Origin of the sequence: Luxibacter massiliensis (assembly GCF_900604355.1) — a bacterium.
GTDB lineage: Bacteria > Bacillota > Clostridia > Lachnospirales > Lachnospiraceae > Luxibacter > Luxibacter massiliensis.
This window is the reverse complement of record NZ_UWOE01000001.1, coordinates 2,443,402-2,460,332: the sequence shown is the minus strand read 5'-3', so window position 1 is coordinate 2,460,332 and position 16,931 is coordinate 2,443,402. Positions and strand designations below refer to the sequence as shown.

The 16,931-nt window shown below is 45.1% G+C and carries 19 protein-coding genes; 13 read left to right on the top strand and 6 right to left on the bottom strand.

The features are described 5' to 3' along the window. The first annotated feature begins 201 nt into the window (after window positions 1-201). Together EFA47_RS11370 and EFA47_RS11365 are read left to right on the top strand one after the other, a co-directional pair. A complete protein-coding gene (locus EFA47_RS11370) occupies window positions 202-1,032 on the top strand; it encodes a PHP-associated domain-containing protein (protein WP_122643382.1) in 831 nt (276 codons plus the stop codon). A gap of 98 nt (window positions 1,033-1,130) precedes the next feature. Then, window positions 1,131-1,667, top strand: a complete 537-nt coding sequence (locus tag EFA47_RS11365; protein WP_164689984.1) for a prepilin peptidase — start codon at window positions 1,131-1,133, stop codon at window positions 1,665-1,667. Here the strand turns inward: EFA47_RS11365 and EFA47_RS11360 are convergent. Further along, on the bottom strand, window positions 1,664-2,548 hold the full coding sequence (locus tag EFA47_RS11360; RefSeq protein ID WP_122643380.1) for an AraC family transcriptional regulator: 885 nt from the start codon (window positions 2,546-2,548) through the stop codon (window positions 1,664-1,666). The two genes, EFA47_RS11365 and EFA47_RS11360, sit on opposite strands and share 4 nt — an antisense overlap. Window positions 2,549-2,798: 250 nt before the next feature. Here EFA47_RS11360 and EFA47_RS11355 point away from each other — a divergent pair, with 250 nt between their 5' ends. Then, window positions 2,799-5,066, top strand: a complete 2,268-nt coding sequence (locus EFA47_RS11355; RefSeq protein ID WP_122643379.1) for a glycogen/starch/alpha-glucan phosphorylase — start codon at window positions 2,799-2,801, stop codon at window positions 5,064-5,066. Between the two features lie 58 nt (window positions 5,067-5,124). Further along, window positions 5,125-6,615 (top strand): 4-alpha-glucanotransferase, encoded by a 1,491-nt coding sequence (gene malQ / locus EFA47_RS11350; RefSeq protein ID WP_122643378.1) that lies wholly within the window; start codon window positions 5,125-5,127, stop codon window positions 6,613-6,615. A gap of 38 nt (window positions 6,616-6,653) precedes the next feature. Here malQ and EFA47_RS11345 read toward each other — a convergent pair whose 3' ends face one another. Beyond that, entirely contained in the window at window positions 6,654-7,505 is an 852-nt protein-coding gene (locus tag EFA47_RS11345) for a putative ABC transporter permease (RefSeq protein ID WP_122643377.1), read from the bottom strand. A 183-nt stretch (window positions 7,506-7,688) separates the two neighbouring features. On the opposite strand from EFA47_RS11345, the gene EFA47_RS11340 reads away from it, so the two are divergent. Both EFA47_RS11340 and feoB read left to right on the top strand, forming a co-directional pair. After that, window positions 7,689-7,916, top strand: coding sequence for a FeoA family protein (locus tag EFA47_RS11340; protein WP_122643376.1), 228 nt, complete (start codon window positions 7,689-7,691; stop codon window positions 7,914-7,916). Beyond that, window positions 7,913-9,958: a ferrous iron transport protein B gene (feoB, locus tag EFA47_RS11335; RefSeq protein ID WP_122643375.1), complete on the top strand. Its 2,046-nt coding sequence runs from the start codon at window positions 7,913-7,915 to the stop codon at window positions 9,956-9,958. The genes EFA47_RS11340 and feoB overlap by 4 nt, the downstream gene beginning before the upstream one ends. Window positions 9,959-10,046: 88 nt before the next feature. Here feoB and truA read toward each other — a convergent pair whose 3' ends face one another. Then, a complete protein-coding gene (gene truA, locus EFA47_RS11330; protein ID WP_122643374.1) occupies window positions 10,047-10,781 on the bottom strand; it encodes a tRNA pseudouridine(38-40) synthase TruA in 735 nt (244 codons plus the stop codon). Window positions 10,782-11,018: 237 nt separating this feature from the next. Here truA and EFA47_RS11325 point away from each other — a divergent pair, with 237 nt between their 5' ends. Together EFA47_RS11325 and EFA47_RS11320 are read left to right on the top strand one after the other, a co-directional pair. Continuing rightward, a complete protein-coding gene (locus tag EFA47_RS11325) occupies window positions 11,019-11,507 on the top strand; it encodes a hypothetical protein (protein ID WP_122643373.1) in 489 nt (162 codons plus the stop codon). Further along, window positions 11,507-11,980, top strand: coding sequence for an acyl-CoA thioesterase (locus tag EFA47_RS11320; protein ID WP_122643372.1), 474 nt, complete (start codon window positions 11,507-11,509; stop codon window positions 11,978-11,980). The genes EFA47_RS11325 and EFA47_RS11320 overlap by 1 nt, the downstream gene beginning before the upstream one ends. Here EFA47_RS11320 and EFA47_RS11315 read toward each other — a convergent pair. Both EFA47_RS11315 and EFA47_RS11310 read right to left on the bottom strand, forming a co-directional pair. After that, entirely contained in the window at window positions 11,977-12,258 is a 282-nt protein-coding gene (locus EFA47_RS11315; protein WP_122643371.1) for a hypothetical protein, read from the bottom strand. The two genes, EFA47_RS11320 and EFA47_RS11315, sit on opposite strands and share 4 nt — an antisense overlap. After that, window positions 12,218-12,844 carry a hypothetical protein gene (locus tag EFA47_RS11310; RefSeq protein ID WP_206215527.1) on the bottom strand — a complete coding sequence of 209 codons (627 nt, stop codon included), beginning with the start codon at window positions 12,842-12,844 and terminating at the stop codon, window positions 12,218-12,220. Before EFA47_RS11310 ends, EFA47_RS11315 begins: the two co-directional genes overlap by 41 nt. A 127-nt stretch (window positions 12,845-12,971) precedes the next feature. On the opposite strand from EFA47_RS11310, the gene EFA47_RS19890 reads away from it, so the two are divergent. Next, window positions 12,972-13,118 carry a hypothetical protein gene (locus EFA47_RS19890; protein ID WP_164689983.1) on the top strand — a complete coding sequence of 49 codons (147 nt, stop codon included), beginning with the start codon at window positions 12,972-12,974 and terminating at the stop codon, window positions 13,116-13,118. Between the two features lie 236 nt (window positions 13,119-13,354). Here the strand turns inward: EFA47_RS19890 and EFA47_RS11305 are convergent, their stop codons facing one another. After that, the gene (locus EFA47_RS11305; protein ID WP_122643370.1) at window positions 13,355-13,594 is read right to left on the bottom strand and encodes a chorion class high-cysteine HCB protein 13; all 240 of its coding nucleotides are present in this window, start codon (window positions 13,592-13,594) and stop codon (window positions 13,355-13,357) included. 167 nt (window positions 13,595-13,761) lie between these two features. Here EFA47_RS11305 and EFA47_RS11300 point away from each other — a divergent pair, with 167 nt between their 5' ends. The 4 genes from EFA47_RS11300 to rpsP all read left to right on the top strand — a co-directional run bounded on the left by EFA47_RS11300 (window position 13,762) and on the right by rpsP (window position 16,927). After that, window positions 13,762-14,673 carry a S8 family peptidase gene (locus EFA47_RS11300; RefSeq protein ID WP_122643369.1) on the top strand — a complete coding sequence of 304 codons (912 nt, stop codon included), beginning with the start codon at window positions 13,762-13,764 and terminating at the stop codon, window positions 14,671-14,673. Window positions 14,674-14,886: 213 nt separating this feature from the next. After that, window positions 14,887-15,237, top strand: coding sequence for a YlxM family DNA-binding protein (gene ylxM, locus EFA47_RS11295; RefSeq protein ID WP_122644514.1), 351 nt, complete (start codon window positions 14,887-14,889; stop codon window positions 15,235-15,237). 1 nt (window position 15,238) lies between these two features. After that, window positions 15,239-16,597: a signal recognition particle protein gene (ffh, locus tag EFA47_RS11290; RefSeq protein ID WP_122643368.1), complete on the top strand. Its 1,359-nt coding sequence runs from the start codon at window positions 15,239-15,241 to the stop codon at window positions 16,595-16,597. An 84-nt stretch (window positions 16,598-16,681) separates the two neighbouring features. After that, window positions 16,682-16,927 (top strand): 30S ribosomal protein S16, encoded by a 246-nt coding sequence (rpsP, locus tag EFA47_RS11285; RefSeq protein WP_122643367.1) that lies wholly within the window; start codon window positions 16,682-16,684, stop codon window positions 16,925-16,927. Window positions 16,928-16,931 lie beyond the last annotated feature (4 nt).

Here is a 16,931-nt window from a genome sequence, read left to right as displayed (position 1 = left end):
ATTATAGAGAGCATGCCTTTTTCAAATTTAGAGTATTTTTACATTTTCGATTATTTGCTGTATGGCTTTTTTATAATGCGTTTTTTGAGTTTAGGTATATCAGGGTAATAAAATGGAAAGTGAAAAAGCTGTGTATTTTATTGCCAGTGTTTGGACAAAGTTGTATAATATAAATAAAATAAATAGAAGGAGGGCTTACTTATGAAGATTGATATGCATTGCCATGTAAAGGAAGGTTCTATTGACAGTAAAGTAAGCCTGGATGAGTATATTACAATTCTGAAAAGTAAGGGATTCCAGGGAATGGTAATTACGGACCACAATACTTACAAGGGATACCGCCATTGGAAGTACCACATGAAGGGGAAAGTCCATACAGATTTTGTGGTTCTCAAAGGGATTGAGTATGATACAAGGGACGCAGGGCACATTTTGGTGATTATGCCGGAAGGCGTAAAGATGCGCCTCCTTGAGATGCGGGGAATGCCAGTTTCTGTCCTGATAGATCTTGTCCACCGCAATGGAGGGGTATTAGGGCCTGCCCATCCGTGCGGGGAGAAGTACCTCAGTATTACAAATACGAAACGGTTTTATACTTCCCCTGAGGTGATGAAGCGGTTTGATTTTGTGGAAGCGTATAATTGCTGCGAGTCAGCGGCTTCAAATGCGGGGGCAAAGAAGCTGGCCGAGAAGTATGGGAAAGTTACCGTGGGCGGCAGTGATGCCCATAGGGCGGGATGTGTAGGACGGGCTTATACGATTCTGCCAGAGCCTGTGTCCTGTGAAACTGAACTGATATCCATGATTCACAAAAAGACTAAATTTGAGACCGGGGGCAGGCTGTATGAGAAGACTACCAAGGATAGAATCGGAAAGGTGAATAAGGTGTTGGTATATTCCTTCTGGTTTTATAACAAAGGCGGCGAACTCATAAAACGCCATGGCAGGAATGCGAAGATGGAAGTTGAGAACCCTATTGATCCTATTGACCCCATTGAAATGTATTATACAGGTGAACGGAGGCTGTCATAGAGAAAAGCTGGCGCTGCAGAAACAGTCTGTATGCAGGCTTTTAGCAAAGAGGACTGGCCTGTGCAGGTATAGGGAGCCGGCAGGATGGTTCAGGGTGGTTGCAGATAAGGCGCGCAGTGGGTTGCATGTGGGTGTTGGCAGATAGTTATTTGGGTTTGGAAATTTATATTTCGGGATTTATTCAGGAGGCCGGGAGTGTTCTATTCCTGGCTCTTTTGATTGCAATAGCATATTATGACTTTAGGCACCACAGGATACCGGATACATATTGCGTAGCTATCCTGATATTCGGGATGGTGGCTGCAGGGGGATGGGGCCTCTCTGTGAATGAGCGCGTTTTTGGGGGACTTGCAGTCAGCGCAGGAATGGTTCTGCTGGCTGTGTGCAGGCCAGGAGCTTTTGGCGGAGGGGACATTAAGCTTTCTGCTGCGGCAGGCTTAGGCCTGGGATGGCGCTGCATGTTATCGGCATTTATATTGGCTGTACTTTCTGCAGGAATTTATGCCGCTTACCTTCTATTCTGCCAAAGGGAAGGAATGAGTAGGAGGTTTGCCCTTGGCCCTTTCTTATGTCTGGGACTGTGTATTTCCTTTTTGGGAGGGGACGGCCTGGCAAGCTGGCTGCTCCTTGCTTAAGGGGCGGAGGCTTTACGGTACTGTGTAGGGGTAACTCTATACTTGCGCTTAAAAACCCTGTTAAAATATGAAAGATTATCAAAGCCGGTAAGGGCGGCTATTTCTAATACAGGAGACTCTGTTGCAGTAAGCAGGCGCGCGGCCATGGATAGGCGGTAGTCATTTAGATATTGTGTAAATCCTGTCTGCATATGTGTTTTGAAAAATTTCATAAAATGAGATTTGCTGTAATATGTCAGGGAGGCCACATCATCTATAGAAATAGGTTCTCCATAATGGTCTTCCACATATTTTAATACAGTTTTTAACTTTTCCAGGGATTTTGTTCTGACTAAAGGAACATAATCCCTGCTGTTTTGTGAGGAGATGAGCAGATAGAAAAATTGGAAAAGCCATCCTTTTACAGCTAGCTGGTATCCTCGTGGCTTTGTTCTGCAAAGATTATCTATCTGAATGATACAGGAGGACAGGCCAGTGTAACCAGGATATAATTGAGAGATAAATGTAGCATAAGATGAATCAGAGTGAAAAAATGGGAGGAGAAATTGCTGGGTACATAAATCACGGCTGTCTGTGACGAGAATTTCCTGTTTGAAAATAATATTCTCATATTCCATGGCAAAGCCTGGTTTCTGCTGGATTGCATGAAGCTGTCCGGGGAGGATTAAGATAATATCCCCTGCTGTTACTGTCTCCTGGCGAAAATTAACAGACACGGATCCGCTGCCTTTTTTGATGACTATTAACTCTACTTCCTCATGCCAGTGGAGGGGCACATGTTTGAAATCAAGGGGGATGGAACAGAGGTAAGTGTTATATGGAAACTCTGCTGAAGTATGGGTTTTTGTCTCATGGTAATTTTGATATTCAGTAATGTTCATGCAAGGCCCTTTCTTGGAGAACAGGATCATCCCAATATTTGCCGGGCGGCCAATAAATGGGCCCAGAATGGGGATGGATAGAAGATTTAATATGATAGTATTGTACTATAAATAGAGAGTATTTTGCAAGAAATCCAAATAAAATCATATTAAAATACATGATAAATATTAAAATATATAATGGTGGCTCTAGAAAAATAATCCTATTTATTGTAACTCTGGCGGAAGTCCAGGAGAAGGGAGAAAGTATATGAATATGAGAGAAAGATTGGCTAAGAAACTGGGGAGAGCAATTTCGGAGGCTTCCGACCTAGATATTTATTATGCACTATTATCCATTATACAGGAGCTTTCAAAAGAAAAAGAAAATCCAGGCAGTAAGAAGAAGCTGTATTATATATCCGCTGAATTTTTGGTTGGGAAATTACTTTCAAATAATTTAATCAATTTGGGCCTGTATGATGAAGTGAAAGATATTCTGCGGGAAAATGGAAAAAGTATCAGTGCAGTAGAAGAGATAGAACCGGAACCATCGCTTGGAAATGGGGGCCTTGGGAGGCTGGCTGCCTGCTTTTTGGATTCCATCTCCACTCTTGGGTTTGCCGGCGATGGGATTGGCCTGAATTATCATCTTGGCCTTTTTAAACAGAAATTTAAAAACAGGCTGCAGACAGAGATACCCAACCCGTGGATTGAGGATCAGGGATGGCTGGAAAAGACGGATGTGACGTATTCTGTAACCTTTGGAGGATTGACGGTGCGTTCCAGAATGTACGATATTGCAGTGACAGGCTATAATAGTATTACAAATAAACTGCACCTGTTTGACATTGAAACTGTGGACGAGGGGATTGTGGACCATGGAATACAGTTTGACAAAGAGGATATCGCCCATAATCTGACGCTGTTTTTATATCCAGACGACAGTGATGAAAGTGGGCGGCTGCTGCGCATTTACCAGCAATATTTTATGGTCAGCAACGGGGCAAGGCTGATTTTAGATGAATGTGTGGGCAGGGGATGCAGCCTGTACGATTTGCCGGAGTATGCTGTAATTCAGATAAATGATACCCATCCAACCATGGTGATTCCAGAATTGATACGGCTCTTGGCGGAGAGGGGCATGGAACTGGATACTGCCATAGATATAGTTTCCCGTACCTGTGCATACACAAACCATACTATTCTGGCAGAGGCTTTGGAAAAGTGGCCTCTTGCTTATTTGAAGAAAGTAGTGCCCCAGTTAGTGCCAATTATTGAGATTCTGGATGATAAAGTCAGAAGAAAGTACGAGGAGGAGAGGGTTGCCATTATTGGCAGGGATGATACAGTGCATATGGCCAATATTGACATACATTATGGGTTTAGCGTCAACGGCGTGGCCTCCCTGCATACAGAGATTCTGAAAGAGAATGAGCTGAATCATTTTTACCGTATATATCCTGAAAAATTTAATAATAAAACCAATGGCATTACTTTCCGCAGATGGCTGTTGCACTGTAATCCTTTGTTATGCGGGATGCTGGATGCTGTCATTGGAAAGGGGTACCGTACGGATGCGGGGCATCTGGAAAAGCTTTTGGATTTACAGGGGGATGAAGGCGTCTTAAGTCGGCTGGTTGAAATCAAAAAAGAGAATAAAAAGTCTCTTTGCCATTATCTCAGTGAAATCCAGGGAGCTGCGCTGAACCCAGATTCTATTTTTGATATACAGATAAAGAGGCTCCATGAGTATAAGCGCCAGCAGATGAATGCACTATATGTGATCCACAAGTATTTGGAGATTAAGTCAGGAAAGCTGCCGGCAACCCCCATTACAGTGATTTTCGGGGCAAAGGCAGCTCCGGCATATACAATTGCAAAGGATATCATACACTTAATATTGTGTCTGCAGGACATAGTGAACCAGGATCCAGAAGTCAATCCTTATCTGCAGGTTGTCATGGTAGAAAATTATAATATTACGAAAGCGGAGAAGCTGATACCCGCCTGTGATATTTCAGAGCAGATTTCACTGGCATCCAAAGAGGCAAGCGGTACCGGAAATATGAAATTTATGCTGAATGGAGCAGTAACTCTTGGGACAGAGGACGGGGCAAATGTAGAAATCCATGAATTGGTGGGAGATGACAATATCTTTATTTTCGGCGCTTCCAGCGATGAAGTAATCAGCCATTACAAGAAAGCCGACTACATCTCCAAAGAATTCTATGAGAAAGATAAAATGACCAGGGCAGCAGTAGACTTTATTACAAGTCCGGAAATGCTCTCCATTGGCAGAAAAGAAAATCTGGAAAGACTAAAAAAAGAACTACTGAATAAAGATTGGTTCATGACACTTTTAGATTTCAAAAAATATGTAGAAAAGAAAGAAGAAGCTCTGACAGCATATGAGGATAAAAAAGCCTGGGCACAGAAAATGCTGGTAAATATAGCTAAGGCGGGATACTTCTCCTCAGACCGGACAATAGAGGAGTATAATAAAGAGATCTGGAAGTTAAAAAAGGTACACCACTAAAGTTAATTAGGGACGTAGCCTTTTAACAAAAGGCTACGTCCTCAGAGAGGAGAAACGCATGAGAGAAAGTGGAATTTTGCTGCCGGTTTTTGCGCTGCCTTCTGCATATGGGATCGGCTGTTTTTCGAAGGAGGCCTATGTATTTGTGGATCAGCTAAGGGCTGCCGGGCAGGGAAGATGGCAGATACTGCCTTTGGGGCCTACGGGATATGGGGATTCTCCTTATCAGTCTTTTTCTACATTTGCGGGAAACCCATATTTTATCGACCTGGAAACGCTGGTTCAGGAGGGACTTCTGACCCAGGAGGAGTGTGAATCTTTTGATTTTGGCTGCAGAGAGGACTGTATTGATTATGAGAAACTGTATTTGTCAAGATTTCAAGTCCTGCATCTGGCATATGAGCGATTCAATGGACAGGGAGATGGGGAATATGAAAGGTTTCTCAGGGAGAATATGGAATGGCTGGAGGAGTACTGCCTGTTTATGGCCCTGAAAAATAAGCACGGGGGGGCAAGCTGGAAAGAATGGGAGCCGCCCCTCAGGGACAGGGATGAGGAGGCTCTTATGGCCGTCCGGGAGGAGCTTCAGGATGAGATAAACTTTTTTCGTTTCCAGCAATATGAGTTTAGCCGCCAGTGGGGCAGGCTTCGCGCATATGCCAATGAGAGGGGGGTTAAGGTCATAGGAGATATCCCAATTTATGTAGCCTTTGACAGTGCAGATACGTGGGCGTCACCGGAGTTGTTTCAGTTTGACGAAAATAATGTGCCCATTGCTGTGGCAGGATGCCCGCCCGATGGTTTCTCAGCCACTGGGCAGCTATGGGGAAACCCTCTCTATAATTGGGAGTATCATAAAAAGACGGGATATGCATGGTGGATGCGCAGGATTGCGCATTGCTTCCGGCTGTATGATACAGTCAGGATAGACCATTTCCGGGGATTTGATGAGTATTATGCCATTCCTTACGGCCATCCCACCGCAGAACATGGGAAGTGGATGCCGGGGCCGGGGATTGATTTTTTCCATACAATAGAGGAAAAGCTGGGACATTTGGATATTATTGCGGAGGATTTGGGATTCCTGACAGATTCTGTCCTGCAGCTCTTGGAAGAATCAGGATTTCCGGGGATGAAAGTCATACAGTTTGCCTTTGACTCCAGGGAGTCTGCTAATTATTTGCCCCATACTTATACAAATAATTGTGTGGTGTATACAGGCACCCATGACAATGATACGACACGGGGATGGTACCACAGTGTAAGCAGGGAGTGCAGGGAGTTTGCCAAGGAGTACCTGCACAGGCATACATTGGATGTGGATGAGCTTTCCTGGGATTTTGCCGCCATGGCTATGGGCAGCGTGGCCGCCCTTTGCGTGATTCCTGTACAGGACTATCTATGCTTAGACAGCCGTGGAAGAATCAATACCCCTTCTACATTGGGGAATAATTGGACATGGAGGCTGAAAAAGGGACAGATTGACGATGCTTTGATAAAAGAGATATGGAAGATTACGAAGTTATATGGCAGACTGCCGCGGCAATAGGCAGAAGGTATATGCTGACGGCCTGATATATAGAAGAATTATCTTTTTATCTTTTCTTCTAATTTCTTCCGAAACTCTTCCAACTGTAATTTATATTTTCTGGATTCCATTTTGGGGAAAGCTTTTACAAGACGCAGGGTGACTTTAGAAGGCTTGCTGCCAAGTTCTTGGTAGCGGGCCTTTAAGTCGGCAATCTTGATATGTATCTCTTCTGATACCTCCTGAGTCTTATCCAGGAACCCGCTGGCAGCCTGGTCCAGCTTCTGCCTGGATGTCTCTTGTTTTTCCATTGCCAAGATTACCTTTTCATATATATCGCTGCCGATTTGGTCAGAGATTTCATGCAGTTCACCGGCGATTTTTTCCATAGTTGCCAGACGTCTGTTGAATTTGAAAATCGCGGATGCAGTTACATAGAGGTCAGCTAACAAGGCGATCCCTAAAATGGCGATAAGAAGTATGCCGAGGGTGTGGGGCAGCAGCGCGATTCCTTTGTGTATCAGGGGATGGATGAATTTCATAATAGCTACACAGCAGACACCCCAGATAAGCGAAAAGATCAGGCATACATAACCACCTATATTAAAGGGTTGGTCTGAGTAATCCCACCACTTATTATGAAAAATCTTATCCATGGCCCAGCCAGTGGCGCCTTCCAGAAAAGTAACGAGAAAAACAGATGAAAGATAGAGAAGAAGTATATTCCCTTCCAGTGGAGTCAGGAAAGCAATGACGGCTGTAACGCCAACGCCATAAATTGGGCAGATGGGGCCGTTCAGGAACCCTCTGTTTACAAAACGGTGTTCTTTAAAAGCGGCGAACCCCACCTCTGTGCACCAGCCGAGGAAACCATATATAAAAAAGCAAAGTAAAAAGTAGTATGTATCCATAAGTCACGTCCCTCTTTTCTAAGCAGGAGCCAATAAATGGTATTTGGCAGTCCCTGCATTTTATTATTCTAATGTAAAGCCTGTGTCTTAAATTGTCAATGTATTTGACTTCTCTTGAAAAAAGATTTATAATTGCTAATAGATAATAATTATCAATAACGAAGCCGCACACAGGAGAAAATCATGAGATTAAAAGAAGGGAAAAATGAACATATATATCAGGTGAGGGAGATTGATATAGAGCTGAACCTTGAGCGCAGGCTGGAGGCCCTTGGCCTTACGGAAGGTTCCAGGATTACAGTGCTGAATAATAATAAAAAGGGGGCCGTAACGGTTAAATTCAGGGGCACCAGATTTGCAATGGGGCGCAGGATTGCAGACCATATTATTGTGGAGGAAGCAGGTTTATGAGCGGGGATGTAATCACAGTGGGGTTTATCGGCAATCCCAATTGTGGGAAGACAACATTGTTTAATGCCTACACTGGTGCAAACCTGAAAGTGGCGAACTGGCCGGGAGTCACAGTAGAGAAAAAAGAGGGCAAAACCTTTTATAAAGGGAAAGAGTTCAGGCTTATTGATTTGCCAGGAATTTATAGCCTGACCTCCTATACAATGGAAGAGAAGGTGTCCAGGGAGTGTATAATGGGCGGTGAGGCAGATGTGATTGTTGATGTGGTGGATGCATCCTGCCTGGAGAGGAATCTATATCTGACGCTGCAGCTGATTGAGCTGGGAAAGCCGGTCGTACTAGCTTTGAATATGATGGACATTGTGGAGGAGCGGGGCATGGAGATTGACCTGCACAGGCTGCCTGAGATGCTGGGAATCCCCGTCGTCCCTGTATCTGCCAGAAAAAAGACGGGACTGGAAATCTTAATGCATGCAGTCAGCCACCACAAGGACCATGTAAGGCAGGGGCCTATCATCCATCACCATTCCCAGGAAACCATGCACGAGCATAACCACCACACCGAATACGCCATGGTCTACCAGGATGAAATAGAGGATAAAATTGACCAGGTTATAGAGGCCATTGCCAGTAAATATCCAGAGTTGGCCAACAAGAGATGGCATGCCATTAAAATGCTGGAACAGGATCAGGAGATTATGGATAAATATCCCCTGGGAACCCCGGGTGTGCTGGACAGAAGCTACGAAAAGGATATTATCAACCAGAAATATGATTTTATTGAAGAGATCATCCAGGAGACATTAGTCAATAAAAGCCAGAAGGAAGAACGCACAGATAAAATAGACAGATATCTCACAGGAAAATGGCTGGGCCTGCCGATTTTTCTCGCAATTATGGCAATGGTGTTCTTCCTGACTTTTACAGTTGGTGATTGGATGAAGGGGTATTTTGAGACGGCTTTGGAGATGCTTTCAGGCGGGGCTGATTCACTTCTCTCATCATGGAATATAAACCTTATGCTTAAGTCACTGATTGTCGACGGTATTATATCAGGGGTAGGCGGAATTCTTACGTTTCTCCCCAATATATTTATTTTGTTTTTGTCTCTGGCCTTTTTGGAGGACAGCGGATATATGGCGCGTGTGGCATTTGTCATGGATGATATTATGGGGCATTTGGGATTATCGGGAAGGGCTTTTCTTCCTATGCTCCTGGGGTTCGGCTGTTCTGTCCCTGCCATTATGGCCTCAAGGGCATTGGAGCACAGGAAGGACAGGCTGAAAACTATACTGGTCACTCCTTTTATGTCCTGCAGCGCCAGACTGCCTATCTATGTACTGTTTTCGTCTATGTTTTTCGGGCGTTATGCCATGCTTGCCTGCTATTTGATGTATGTGCTGGGAATTGTGGTGGCAATAACAACCGCATTTATACTTTCCAAGCTTGACGGAAGCCGGGCAGAGCATGCCCTCCTCATAGAACTTCCTGAATATAAGGCGCCCAACGCAAGGACAATCGCCATATATGTATGGGAGAAAATTAAAGATTACCTGACGAAAGCAGGTACGGTTATTTTTCTGGCATCCATTATTATGTGGGTAATCCTGAATTTTGGGACTGAAGGATATGTGACTGATATATCAAAGAGCTTTGGGTCTCTGATAGGGAGGGCTGCTGTTCCTGTCTTTACCCCTGTGGGACTTGGCTATTGGCAGATTATTGTGGCGCTGATCTCAGGGATTGCGGCAAAGGAGGTTGTAGTCTCCAGCTGCAGTGTCCTGTTTGGGATACAGAATATTACAACGGCGGGAGGCATGGCAAGCTTTACGGGTGTGTTGGGCGAGATGGGATTCGGGGCAGCCAACGCCTGTGCACTGATGGTATTCTGCCTGCTTTATGTTCCCTGTACAGCTACAATTGCCACGATTAACAGGGAAGTGGGAAGCAAAAAGCTGACAGCGGGCATTGTATGTTTCCAGCTTGCTGTGGCTTGGCTTATGAGCTTTATCGCCTTCCATGCCATGAGCATATTTGTATAATCTAATGCCCTTCCCTTGGAAAAGCAATTTCGTGTGTTTCCAGGAGAAGGGCATTCTGGTGCCAGGCGCTTCTGCCAGGCCTGCTGGCTTAATAGCAGACTTCCTGCAGAAAAAGGCCTTTTGGGTCACAGGGGGCGCTGGAAGCCTCCTCTCCGGCAAAGATGGCCTCAATACATTCTTTTTTTCTTTTTCCGAGTCCAACGTCCAGCAGCGTCCCTATGGCCATCCGCGCCATGTTATGCAGAAAATCCTGGGCGCAGATAGTAATCTGTATTTCCTGTGAGTCCCCATAAATCTCTATGTCATAAATTTCTTTTTCAGCAGATTTGTTTTTTTTGGCAGTTGAAAAATTGTGAAAATCGTGTCTGCCCGCAAGAGATAATGCGGCCTGCTGCATCAAAGGGATATCAGGGGTTTTGAATGCATAATATGTATATTTGCGCTCAAATACACTGGGTACTGTTCCCACAGCGATCCGGTAAAGGTAGGTCCTGGATTTAGCATTCAAACTGGCGTGAAAGCGTTCGGGCATCTCGGCTGCCTCCAGGACAGCAATGTCCATGGGCAGGTAGCGGTTCATATATTGGCGGATTTCATAAGGTTTCATATCCGATGTGGTTTTGAAATTGACAGGCTGGCCGTATGCGTGGACACCCACTTCTGTCCTGGAACCGCAGTATAGCTCTACATCTTCCCCAGTCATTTTGCGAATCACATCCAGAATACGGTTGGATATGGTGTTAGTCGACTCTCCTTTGCCAAGACGCTGCCAACCTTGATAGCGGGAACCGTCATATTCTAAAATAAGCTTTATATTGCGCATGTTTTTCCTCCTTTTGTACAGATGCCGGTAAGAGTAAAAGCATAAAGGGCACTCTGGCGGCAATTTTTGTTTGTATTCTCTGCTGAGTCAATCTTACAGGATAGGAAGGGAGAAATCAACAGTATTACATGAAAGGGGCACGGTTGACTTCCCTGTATAACTGCGATTATAATAAAAAGAAGCTGTACCGGCCAGCATTTGGTGTAAGCCGGAGTTGTTTTGGCGGGGAGGAAGAAAATGTATCAGGCAATGAGCGGGGATGAATTGAGGCAAAAGGGCGTACTCTTGATTGAGAATGTCCGGGACGGTTTTCAGAAGCATGAAGCCTGTTTGTTAAAGGGGAAAGAACATGCTATGGAGAGGTTTCTGGAAAAGTGTCTTGCCGTCAGCGGAGAGGCCTCTTATGTAGATTTTTATTACCACGTATTATCTGCAGAAGAGAAGATAAGATTTGAGGCAGAGGCGGGCCAGGAAGGGAAAAGGCTTTTGCCTTTGTTTGAAAGGGCGGCAGAAAATAAGGTATATTATCCTTTGGATGGAGGGAACCTTGGTTTTTTAGCTGGGATTACTGCACGGGCCTTGTTATTTTCTACCTTTTATTTTACCTCCCCAAAGGCCCTGGTATGGGGGAATTATAACCTGGAGTACCCTCTGTTCTGTGAAGAAAGCCGGGATTTAGAGTTATACAAGAATATAGCGGTACAATGTGGATTGGAGGTGGTTTGATGGTTGAGGAGAGAAAAGTCGCAGATTCACGGGTGGAGACTGTGCATATGGTAAGGCCCAATCATCTCAATGCAGCCGGACGGCTGTTCGGCGGAATTCTGATGCAATGGCTGGATGATGTGGCAGGACTTGTGGCAAAGCGCCACAGCAGGAGCAATATTATTACTGCATCAGTAGATAATCTCCGTTTTATACAGGGGGCCTATCAGAAGGATGTCATTGTTATTATTGGCAAAGTGACATATGTTGGGCATACATCCATGGAAATCAGGGTAGACACTTATGTGGAAAATATAGAGGGGATGCGCTTCCCCATTAATAGGGCTTATTTTACTATGGTTGCATTGGATGAAAATGACAAACCCAAAAAGGTACCCCGCCTGATCCTGGAGTCCGAGGAGGAGAAAGCCGAATGGGAGGCCGCTAAAAAGCGGAGAGATATGCGGATAAAAAGAAAAGAAGAAGGGTTTTAAGCCTTCTTCTTCAAGAGTGAGCTGGCCATATTGATTGTTTTATCGATCTGTGCCTGCTCTTCTTTTGTTTTTCCTTCTTTTAAGATTTCAAAAATAAGGGAGATTTCATCCCCGGAGAAACTGATTCCTTTTTTGTTTGCGTTTGTAATAAGTGCAAACAGGACCGGGGCCAGATCTCTGCCGGTTTTCCCGGCTGTCTGTGATGCTGCCATCTGAATTAATTCCAGTTTGGCTGGATCAATGTTCTTCATTGCCGGATTGTTCATCCACTCGTTCATTTATATCATCTCCTTTCTTTCCAGCGGGCGTTTCTGCTGATAAATCTTCAGGGGTATATTCCTGCTCTGCTGTTTCCGCTTCTTTTTTAGGGCCGCTGTCTTTAGCAGTGCCTGTTTCTCCTGCAAACATGCTGTTGTACATCTCGAACATACCCTGCTGTTCTGGTGTCAGCATCCCCATCATCATTTCCATAGGGTTGAAGCCGCCTCCTGAGCTGGAGGGTTCATTGTCATTATCCTGTTTCGGCATTTCTGCCTGGAACATCTGTACCATTTCCATTATATTCATCATATTAAGAAATGTGTCCATCATTTCGGCCTCCTGTCTGGGCATATAAGGTTTTAACTCCTCCAGAATTTTAAGAGGGGAGGAGTTTTCTCCGTGAAAAGCCTGCTGCTGCAGGCTTTCTCTTTTGTTATGGAAAAAGGAGAGTGTCTCCTGAAGCTCCAGAAATTTGATGAAAACGCCCAGAAATTGCTGGTTGGAAGCAGGAGTGTAAGGAAGGAAAAGCTTTAACATTTGAAGCTGCGGGGATGTAGTCAGTTCGTCAAAGGGAGTCATCGGCCTGGGCGGTTTGTTTTCCATAAGCACTCCTAATTGTAGCGTTGTAAATATATATGTCAGAAAGTATAAAAATATGAGATAAAGGAAAGACTAAAGTAAAGGTATTTACATATTATAATCAAGAAAAGGAAAGGAAGTATCTGTAAAAATGAAAAGAAAATTAATCATTGAAGGCAATGCAGTATATGAAATCGATGAAGAATGTATGTTAAAAAACCGCATGGATGAGAGGGATGAAAGCAGGGAAGATAGAACGCATAATGAAAATAAAGAGGACGGGGGGTATCAACCGTAGATATTCATAGAAGAGAATGTGAAATCGCCCATCTTTAAAATGCAGATTTAGGCATGGCGCTGTTGGCTTCATGACATCCGGCCCCAGAGTGTATTTGGCAATTATATGGTGCATGAACTGTCAAATACACTCTGAGATAGAAGCGGGCAGAGTATTCACAGGCATAAAAATATCCCCGGCACAGCTTGCTGCGCCGGGGATATTTTTTAACTTATTTTATCAAAGTGTACTAGATATTAGCATCCACAGCTGCCGCCGCTAAATCCGCCGCCGCATCCGCCGCAGCAGCACAGAAGCAGGATGATCCAGAGACAACTGTCATTGCCGAATCCGCTGCCACCGCTAAATCCGTTGCCGCATCCGCCGCAGCAGCACAGAAGCAGGATGATCCAAAGACAAGATGACATACCGCCGTTGTTGTAACCTCCGCCATTTTCGCATCCGCATCCGCAGTTTGTAGCACTTAAATCACTCATGTTAAATCCTCCAAATTATGTTTGATTACAGTTCATAATATGTGCCTGGAGAGAAATGTGTGAAAGAATTTCTATAAAAATTTTTCGGAAGTACCAACCCAGCCGAAAGACGCGAATCTGTAGAGCCGGACAACGTTTCTGAATACCTTATTAAAAAAGGGATTTCTATGAATCGGGTAAAACAGGCCACTGGCTATTGGTGCCGGGATATTATAGCGAATCATTATCTGGGCCAGGATGTGTGCGTGGCTGTTCTTGATACAGGGATTGCACTGCATCCTGATTTTGACAGAAGAATTATAGGATTTAAAGATTTCGTGAACAAAAGAAATAAGATATATGATGATGGGAGGCATGGAACCCATGTGTCCGGCATTCTGGCCGGAAGTGGAAAGATGTCGTCAGGCAAGTATGCGGGGATGGCCCCGGGAGCAAAGCTTTTAGTGGGGAAAGTGCTTGACCATACTGGCAACGGCTCTATTGACCATGTCCTGGAAGGGATAGACTGGCTCTTAGCCATCCACAGGAAGGCAGGCCTTAAAATAGTAAATATATCTGTAGGGGCCCAACCGACTGTAGATCCTGCCCAGGCCAGCCGCCTGACAGAGGCTGTGGAGGCTCTTTGGGATGAAGGCCTGACAGTCGTAGTTTCGGCCGGGAATTATGGGCCTGGCAGGGGAACCGTATCTGTCCCCGGAACAAGCAGGAAAGTGATAACTGTGGGTGCGGCGCAGGGTTACAATCTGCTAGGAGGGGGAAAGGGCGCCAGGAAATGGAACTATTCGGGCAGGGGTCCTACTAAAGCATGTGTTGTGAAGCCAGATTTGATTGCGCCAGGCACTGATATAAGTAGTTGTAATGGAGATTATATAAACCGCTGGCAAAAACCCTATATTATGAAAAGCGGCACATCTATGGCTACCCCTGTTGTATCGGGGGCTATTGCATGTCTATTGTCCAAGTACCCGGATATGACAAATGTAGAGGTTAAGTTAAGGCTCAGGGAGTCCTGTATGGGGGCAGGCAGTATGCAGCAGGGCTGGGGGATGGTGCATGTGGGGAGGCTGCTGGGAATGTAATAGTAAGGCGGCTTATAAAGCTTTAGAAGCACTCGATGCCTTGGCCGGCATGGGGTGCTTTCTTTAGCCACCCTCAATTTTTCCTATCTCGGAAAGTCCTTTGTTTGGCCTCTGTCTAGAAATATAGGGAGTAAGTCAGGTGAATAAAAATGTGTCAAGAAAAAATACTTGACACCGCTGCTTCTTTTTAGTATGATAGCAGAGGTGATTCATGTGAATGAGATATTAGAACAGGCATTATTGTACGATTTTTATGGAGAACTTCTGACAGAACACCAGAAGGAGATTTATGAGCAGTTTGTGCTGGAGGATCTTTCTCTGAGTGAGATAGCAGAGAGCGAAGGGATTAGCAGGCAAGGCGTGCATGATTTAGTAAAACGCTGCCAGAAAGCGCTGGAAGATTATGAGGATAAACTCCATCTTGTGAAAAGATTTTTGTCTGTGAAGGAAAAGGTTCAGGAGATTAACCAGGTAATTGATTCCTGTGTAAGCAGGGGGGCAGAGCCGGCTATTATGGCACAGAGGATCCGGAGGATTTCGGATACAATTATAGAGGAGTTATAGGATGGCATTTGACAGTTTAACTGAGAAGCTTCAGAATGTATTTAAGAATCTCAGGAGCAAAGGGCGCCTCACAGAGGAAGATGTAAAGACAGCCCTAAAAGAAGTGAAGATGGCATTGCTGGAAGCGGACGTCAACTTTAAGGTCGTTAAGAGCTTTATAAAAGATGTCCAGGAGCGCGCAGTAGGCCAGGATGTTATGAATGGGTTAAATCCAGGGCAGATGGTGATTAAGATTGTAAATGAAGAGCTGGTCCGCCTTATGGGTTCAGAGACAACAGAGATCCAGCTCCAGCCGGGAAGCGCAGTTACGGTCATCATGATGGCGGGGCTCCAGGGGGCAGGTAAAACCACCACTACAGCTAAATTGGCAGGGAAGTATAAGCTAAAGGGAAAGAAACCACTGCTTGTGGCATGTGATGTATACAGGCCCGCCGCAATAAAGCAGCTTCAGATAAACGGTGAGAAGCAGGGCGTGGAAGTGTTTTCCATGGGGAATAAAAACAAGCCTGCAGATATTGCCAGGGCGGCTTTAGAGTATGCTGGCAAGAACAAAAATAATATCGTAATTCTTGATACTGCCGGCCGGCTCCATATAGACGAAGACATGATGGCAGAGTTACAGGACATTAAAGAGGCCGTTACAGTGCATCAGACAATCTTAGTTGTGGATGCAATGACTGGCCAGGATGCGGTGAACGTGGCTGGGAGCTTCCATGAGAAGATAGGGATTGACGGCGTAATTGTCACAAAGCTGGACGGCGATACAAGAGGCGGCGCCGCCTTATCCATTAAGGCTGTGACGGGAAGGCCAATTTTATATGCCGGTATGGGGGAGAAACTTTCTGACCTGGAACAGTTCTATCCCGACAGGATGGCGTCCCGGATTTTGGGGATGGGAGATGTCCTGACCCTGATAGAAAAGGCAGGGGCAGAACTGGATGAGGAAAAGGCCCGCAAAATGACTGAGAAAATGAAAAAAGCTCAGTTTGATTTTGAGGATTATTTAGAGAGCATGTCCCAGATGAAGAAGATGGGCGGCCTGTCCAGTATTATGAGTATGATGCCAGGACTCGGCGGTATGGGCGGCGGCAAGCTGCCGGAACTGGATTCTGAAGAGAATGAGAAGAGAATGGCGCGGATGGAGGCAATTATATATTCCATGACCCTTGAGGAGCGCCAAAACCCGGATGTGCTCAATCCATCCAGGAAACACCGGATTGCGAGAGGGGCGGGGGTGGATATTGCGGAAGTAAACCGCATGGTAAAGCAATTCCATGAGGCCAGGAAGATGATGAAAAAGCTTCCGGGCATGATGGGCGGCATGGGTGGTAAGAAGGGCAAGTTTAGGCTTCCCTTTTAGCACATAGATAACCCTGGCGGCTAAATATTATTTTTGCCTGCATAGGGGAACAAAAAGAAAAAATAAAAAAATGAGGTGAAAGAGATGGCAGTAAAAATCAGATTAAAAAGAATGGGACAGAAGAAGGCTCCTTTCTATAGAATCGTAGTTGCAGATGCGAGATCCCCGAGAGACGGCAAGTTTATCGAGGAAATCGGGACATACGATCCGAACCTGGAGCCAAGCGGAATTAAGGTGAATGAGGAGGCAGCCAAGAAATGGTTAAACAACGGCGCTCAGCCTACAGAGGTAGTCGGAAAAATCTTTAAAGCAGCAGGCATTGAAAAATAAGCTG

Coding starts and splice junctions, on each gene's coding strand:
- EFA47_RS11370 (WP_122643382.1), top strand. CDS start 202: ATGAAGATTGATATGCATTGCCATGTAAAGGAAGGTTCTATTGACAGT.
- EFA47_RS11360 (WP_122643380.1), bottom strand. CDS start 2,548: ATGAACATTACTGAATATCAAAATTACCATGAGACAAAAACCCATACT.
- EFA47_RS11355 (WP_122643379.1), top strand. CDS start 2,799: ATGAATATGAGAGAAAGATTGGCTAAGAAACTGGGGAGAGCAATTTCG.
- malQ (WP_122643378.1), top strand. CDS start 5,125: ATGAGAGAAAGTGGAATTTTGCTGCCGGTTTTTGCGCTGCCTTCTGCA.
- EFA47_RS11345 (WP_122643377.1), bottom strand. CDS start 7,505: ATGGATACATACTACTTTTTACTTTGCTTTTTTATATATGGTTTCCTC.
- EFA47_RS11340 (WP_122643376.1), top strand. CDS start 7,689: ATGAGATTAAAAGAAGGGAAAAATGAACATATATATCAGGTGAGGGAG.
- feoB (WP_122643375.1), top strand. CDS start 7,913: ATGAGCGGGGATGTAATCACAGTGGGGTTTATCGGCAATCCCAATTGT.
- truA (WP_122643374.1), bottom strand. CDS start 10,781: ATGCGCAATATAAAGCTTATTTTAGAATATGACGGTTCCCGCTATCAA.
- EFA47_RS11325 (WP_122643373.1), top strand. CDS start 11,019: ATGTATCAGGCAATGAGCGGGGATGAATTGAGGCAAAAGGGCGTACTC.
- EFA47_RS11320 (WP_122643372.1), top strand. CDS start 11,507: ATGGTTGAGGAGAGAAAAGTCGCAGATTCACGGGTGGAGACTGTGCAT.
- EFA47_RS11315 (WP_122643371.1), bottom strand. CDS start 12,258: ATGAACGAGTGGATGAACAATCCGGCAATGAAGAACATTGATCCAGCC.
- EFA47_RS11310 (WP_206215527.1), bottom strand. CDS start 12,844: ATGGAAAACAAACCGCCCAGGCCGATGACTCCCTTTGACGAACTGACT.
- EFA47_RS19890 (WP_164689983.1), top strand. CDS start 12,972: ATGAAAAGAAAATTAATCATTGAAGGCAATGCAGTATATGAAATCGAT.
- EFA47_RS11305 (WP_122643370.1), bottom strand. CDS start 13,594: ATGAGTGATTTAAGTGCTACAAACTGCGGATGCGGATGCGAAAATGGC.
- EFA47_RS11300 (WP_122643369.1), top strand. CDS start 13,762: ATGAATCGGGTAAAACAGGCCACTGGCTATTGGTGCCGGGATATTATA.
- ffh (WP_122643368.1), top strand. CDS start 15,239: ATGGCATTTGACAGTTTAACTGAGAAGCTTCAGAATGTATTTAAGAAT.
- rpsP (WP_122643367.1), top strand. CDS start 16,682: ATGGCAGTAAAAATCAGATTAAAAAGAATGGGACAGAAGAAGGCTCCT.